Annotated in this window: 5 protein-coding genes; 3 read left to right on the top strand and 2 right to left on the bottom strand. The window is 34.1% G+C overall.

The annotated features are described in order from the left end of the window. The first annotated feature begins 65 nt into the window (after positions 1-65). From F7731_RS24370 to F7731_RS24365, 3 genes are all read left to right on the top strand, one after another. Entirely contained in the window at positions 66-1,217 is a 1,152-nt protein-coding gene (locus F7731_RS24370) for a DUF4062 domain-containing protein (protein ID WP_151537392.1), read from the top strand. Further along, on the top strand, positions 1,210-1,365 hold the full coding sequence (locus tag F7731_RS26665) for a hypothetical protein (protein ID WP_170289797.1): 156 nt from the start codon (positions 1,210-1,212) through the stop codon (positions 1,363-1,365). The genes F7731_RS24370 and F7731_RS26665 overlap by 8 nt, the downstream gene beginning before the upstream one ends. Before the next feature lie 415 nt (positions 1,366-1,780). Beyond that, entirely contained in the window at positions 1,781-2,272 is a 492-nt protein-coding gene (locus F7731_RS24365; RefSeq protein WP_151537391.1) for a GNAT family N-acetyltransferase, read from the top strand. 186 nt (positions 2,273-2,458) lie between these two features. Here F7731_RS24365 and F7731_RS24360 read toward each other — a convergent pair whose 3' ends face one another. Both F7731_RS24360 and brnQ read right to left on the bottom strand, forming a co-directional pair. Continuing rightward, positions 2,459-3,577, bottom strand: a complete 1,119-nt coding sequence (locus F7731_RS24360) for a tyrosine-type recombinase/integrase (protein ID WP_151537390.1) — start codon at positions 3,575-3,577, stop codon at positions 2,459-2,461. Positions 3,578-4,439: 862 nt separating this feature from the next. After that, positions 4,440-5,792, bottom strand: coding sequence for a branched-chain amino acid transport system II carrier protein (gene brnQ / locus F7731_RS24350; protein ID WP_151537389.1), 1,353 nt, complete (start codon positions 5,790-5,792; stop codon positions 4,440-4,442). Positions 5,793-6,000: the final 208 nt, after the last annotated feature.

Here is a 6,000-nt window from a genome sequence, read left to right as displayed (position 1 = left end):
CTTCAACCTTAGGATTTCTCCACCAGTTGCCTGTCAGTTACTGAGCGTCTTGGCACTTACTCAGGTTGGACTTTCACCAACTAGCAATTAACGGCTTGCTGGGCACGCCTTCAATAAGAAACTCTGCATTTGAAGAAATCAAAAGGATGGGGCATGAACCTATACGATTTGAAGATTCGATGAGATACATTCATGAAGATTCCATTCAGACGTGTTTAGAATATGTTTCGAAAAGTGATATTTTTCTTTTATTCATTGCAAATAAAGGAGGTACAATTGTAGTTGATGAAAGGAAATCTGTCACTCACCTTGAATTTTTGCGGGCATATTATGAAAAAAAGCGGTTGATTGTATATGTTTATGATCAAGTTCTCGATACATATTTCCAACAAGTTCGGTATCAAATCCTGAAGGCTTTAAAGGCATTTATTCACGAACATGGAAAAGAACCCGATTCTATGTTCGACTTTATTAACGAATGTGTGAATGGTCAATTATTAAATGATATTGATCCTTATGTTTGGTATTTTCTTTATGATGCTGAGCAAAAAGGAGTATATTTCGAAAGATGTTCAATAGGTACTGAAGTGGTATCAAATATTGCTGCATATCTTTCTTCATTATTTAAAGAAAGCCTTCAATATCTAAACATTCGTCCAGAAATTGAACAAAGTCTTGAGTATGTGAATGTTTACGGAGATTATTATGAAAAGTCTCTTGAATTGGTTAGCTTATTTCATAAAGGGCAAATAACTAATTGGCGAAGCTTTCTAGCCATATTGCGTTCACAAATGTGTGGATTTAATATTTTGACGACTCGAACTAAATATCAACAGGAATCTGCAGGAGCCATTATGGATTCAAATGCACTCACTGTATATGAAAGAATCAGCGATCAAATGATTTGTAAAGAATATGATGGAATAGCTACACCCGATAACTTTTCATTAGACGACCTTACTTCCTATGTTGTACAAACTTACCATGATCACGAAAATAACGAGAAACTGTACTATTCACTTGAAAAAAAGACATGCTACTTCCTATTTAAAGCAGGGCCTTATGTATTTTGTTTTCATCTTCCATTATTGGGAGGTTGGGATCCATATAAACTCCAGACCTTTCAAGATTATATCTTTAATGCTATACTTGAATCAAAGGGATACACGTATTGCTCCTATATAAAAAAATTAATAGGGGGTCTTATAAATGAGTAACAAAGAAAATGTTATATTAATTGCCTCCGCTCCAAAAGGATATGGCGAAAAAATTGTCATGAATCGCCTTAAACAAATGAAACGTGATTGTGAAAATTTACAATATAAGCTATCAAATATTAAAACTTTATCTCGAAATGTCAAATAAAATTTTTCCTAATTTACCCGTTTGCCCACTAGCAAGCGGGTTTTTTATTTTCATTTGCAACAACTATGAAAAATAGGGAGTGGATAATGGGTAGGAAAGTTATAAAGATAATACTTAATTGTGAGGGGAAATTTGAGCTGGAGAAGTGGCCGAGAAATCCTGTAATAACTGATGAGGTCATCATCAGTATGTTTATTAATAATTAGGAATCATTTTTCCAAAAACAAACTGTATAAATACTAAAAGATTAATACACAGTGATATAATAAAAAACTAATAGTGTGTAATTTACTGTTATAGTCGAATGGTTACAGGGCGAAATGAAAGATACTGAAAATGTGAATCAAACAAATGCTAAGTACCATACAACTAATATTTTTAGGTCAATCTAGTTAGGAAAGGTGTTATAGATAAGATGATTACTTTAAGAATTGTTCAACCTACAGATTTAGAACAGCTGTTATTTATTGAGAATGAAGGCTTTTCAATAGAAGAAGCTGCCACAAAAGAAGCGTTAATGGAGAGGATTAAGTTGATAGCTGATACCTTTATTGTGGCAGAAAAGGAAGGGGAAATACTTGGTTATATTAATGGCCCTATTATTAATCAACCTTATATAACGGATAATCTTTTTAAGGAAATTAAAGAGAACCCAAAAAGAGGAGGATATCAGAGTGTTTTAGGATTAGCAGTGTCCAAACAGGCTAGAAATCAAGGAATTGCAAAGATTTTAATTGAGAAAATGAATGAGCTCGTAGAAGAAAATAAAAGAGAAGGAATCACTTTAACATGTAAACAAGAATTAGTTTCTTTTTATGAAAAATTTGGATTTGTTAGTCATGGCATGTCTGAATCAAAACATGGTGGAGTAAGCTGGTATAACATGGTTAAATTAAGAGAGGGATGAATTGATTCTTTGCTATGATCTGACGTTTTTGTTCTTATTATCCAATATAATAAAAAAGCCAAAATATGCAAGTTTTTATGCACTACCTGCGTACTTTGGCCCTTTTTACATAAAACGGGGATTAACTACATTTATAGCATTATCTGTTTCCGAATACAGCAATAACAAAAGGAGTATTTAATATTATCACTTAAATACATTTATTTTATTTAAATGAATATGGGTATTATCCTGATTTACACGTTCTAAATAAATATTTGTGGTTGAGATATCAGAGTGACCTGCCCAATCTTTCACAATAGCAAGCGGAACATCTTGTTCAAGTAACATTGTAACAAATGTGTGCCTAAACCAGTGGGGAGAAACTTTTGAGTTTTTCCCTGCCAAATGAACAGATTCCTTCACAATTTTATATAAGCCTGGATAAGTTAAGCGCTTTTTTTGTTCAAATGGACCTTTCTTATTATAAAGAGCAAAGAAAAGTGGGCTAGTATCATCCGGGTCTACCTCAACAGATTCACCGATCGTTCTTCGGTAATCAAATAATAGACTTTCCGTCTCTTCTTTAATGGGAATGGTTCGCTGTTTTCCACCTTTACCAATGACATCGGCATATAAATAACCTTGACGATTGTAACGAAAACTCCCCCAATTCAAGCTTAATAGTTCACTCGCACGAAGGCCAGTAGTATATAAGAGATAACCAATCAACAAATTACGTTTTTCCAATTGTTCACGATTTGCATCTGTTTTTACAATTTTCGGGAATAAAGAGATTAAATATTCGGCATCTCTCTGATTCAATTCTCTGACCTGCATTCGAGTTTGTCCTATATTTGGACGAGTTTCTTCTATTATATAGTGTCCTTTTTTCGCAGCAGGCTTGGAGATCCAAGTAGAAAGATGAGCTTTATAATATTGTGTTTCATACCCAAAGTCTAAAAGTCTCCGAAAAAACTCTAGTTTTCTAATAGCTGATTTAGGAGCATACTTATCTTTAATATATTTATTGTAGGCTTTAACTTCTGGAAAACCGATATCTCGAAAAGATAAAGAATGCTCTATTAAAAAGGTGAGCAAGGTTTTAGCATCCGAACGATATGCTCTAATCGTATGGGAGGAAAGTTGTTTATCTAGTGTAAATATTTTTTCCGAAAAAAATAATTCCAAAAACTCCTTTTCAGAACTGTCTGAGAGGGAGAGGTTTCTATGTTCATCAAGCAGACGCCGATGTTCTAATTTATCATTGAGCTTCGTTAGATATTGTTCACTCGTTAACTGATCAATAAGCGTTAAATCATTCATTAGATCGTCTCCTATGTTGATAATAATCTTATTATGTATAGTAAAGATAAGACCTAATTATCTTTACTATGATTTTATCATAGAATACTTGTTCTATATAGTGATATTTTTAAAAAGTAAGCTAATAATTCGCATGTCTGAGAAACGCTCTGAGACGAAATTAGTTTTGTTTTCTAATAGGATGGGCCATTCATTTGCTCACAGAGCGCCTCAGAAAATTCGTGGATTTTATGGAAAATATTAACTTATGGAGATGTGAAGAAATAAGATACTACATGAATTAAATAGAGAGTCCGATTTGAAGAAGATTATATAAAAGAACATAAGTTAGATGATATTGGATAGTGGATATATATATAGAGGCAACCTAGTACCTGATGTTGATCAGATACTAGTATGACAAATTTTCGTTAGTAATGTATGAAGTTGTATTAAAATAATAAATTTAAAGTCTAAACCCGTGATTTTTAGCATTTTTACTCAAATTTAGTATATTGATATATTAAAATTAAGCGTAATATTAAATATAATAGTTCAATAAGAAGTAAGAATTAGGATTTGTTGAAAAATGAGAAAGAATTTTCAAGATAGGGATATGGATTTTATTTGGTCTATACTTGTTCATTGTCTTACTTAAGTTATTATTCCAACGAATGATATGATGTACCAAAATAATGGAAAGACTCCAAGAAACCATCAGTTCAAATTAACCATAAACGATGTTATCGATAATTCGCCAATCGGGGTGCTAATTTAATTGCTAAAAAAAATACAAAAGAGGTGCTAATGGCACCTCTTTTTAAATAGTTTATTTTGTACTTCAAAACCGAACCCGTTTGATAAAAATGGGTGGTCTAATTTATTATTGAATAACAGCCTTTTTGGACCCTGTTGGCCAGAAATTTCCGATAATCGCACCAACTATTGCTGGTAATATCCATCCAAGACCAATACTATAAAGCGGTAAATATTCAATGTACGCAGCTTTAAGGGATTCAAATAAAGGAATGGTCGCCCCCGGTAAGCTTTCAACTAACGTGCTGTAACCATCGAAGAAACTTACGCAAAAAGTAAGGAGCATAGACGCTGCATATACACTTTGCTTAAGTTTAAAAAATGATGAGCTGAGCGTCAACAAAATCAGAACAATCGCTAAAGGATATAGTAACATTAATACTGGAACAGCGTATTGAATAATATTGTTTAAGCCAAAATTGGCGATGATAAATGACAAAAGGCTTAGGATAAGTACGAATATTTTATAACTTACTTTTGGAAAAATACTATTAAAAAATTCACTACAAGAGGTAATGAGTCCAATGCTCGTTTTTAAACATGCCAGTACAATAATAATTGCCAGAAGGATCGCACCGAATTGTCCAAAGTAATGCTGCGCGACCTTAGCAAAGATTAACCCGCCGTTATCGAATGTACCGATGGTAAATACGCTCGATGCCCCCATATAAGTAATGAGACCGTATATCAGCATCATTAGTGCCATAGCGAAAATGCCTGATTTCCATGTTGCTTTGGCAATTGTCTTCTTATCGGTGATCCCTAGTCCTTTAATCGCATTGATGACAACAATACCAAATGCTAATGAAGCGAGGGCATCCATCGTGTTATAACCCTCTTTAAAACCAGTGATAAATGCCAATTGGCTGTAATCACCCGTTGGCGTCCCGAAGTGTCCCATAGGTTTGACAATCGCGATAATAATTAAAAAGAATAAAAATACTAAAAATGCAGGTGTTAGATATTTACCAATATAGTCTATAATTTTCGCAGGATTTAATGAGAAATAGTAGACAATGGCAAAAAATACGAAGCTAAAGAGCCCAAGATATAAACTGACGTGCTCAGGATTAATAAATGGTTCGAAACCGACCACGAAAGGTACTGTTGCTGTCCGTGGAATCGCGAAAAACGGTCCAATGGTTAAGTAAAGGGCCATGGCGAAGACGACTCCAAATTTCGGGTGCACCCGTCCTGCTAATTCACGAAGTCCATTACTTCCGGATAGCCCGAATGCTAAGATCCCCATAAATGGCAAACCAATGGCTGTTACTAGAAAACCAATTAAGGCTGGCCAAAAGTTAGTACCAGCAACCTGTCCCATCTGAATCGGGAAAATCAAATTTCCTGCCCCAAAGAACATACCAAACAGCATTGTACCGATGACTGCGTATGTTGAGAATGATATTTTTTTCTGCATACCTGTTGCTCCTTCTAGATGAATATCATTTATTTTAACACCCTTTAAGATAGTTGGCTATCATGTAATGATTGTTGGAGCAAGTTGGAAGATGTTGTCTTTGAATCCTACAGGCGGAACTAACAAAAGCTCGATACCATATCTGCGGTCACATTAGATGAACTCGATTCTAAGCTAGATAATAAGACTCTACAGAATAAAGGATCAC

Origin of the sequence: Cytobacillus depressus (assembly GCF_008923245.1) — a bacterium.
Taxonomy (GTDB): Bacteria; Bacillota; Bacilli; order Bacillales; family Cytobacillaceae; genus Cytobacillus; species Cytobacillus depressus.
Note: the sequence above shows the minus strand (reverse complement) of the source record. Positions and strands in the feature narration are given on the sequence as shown.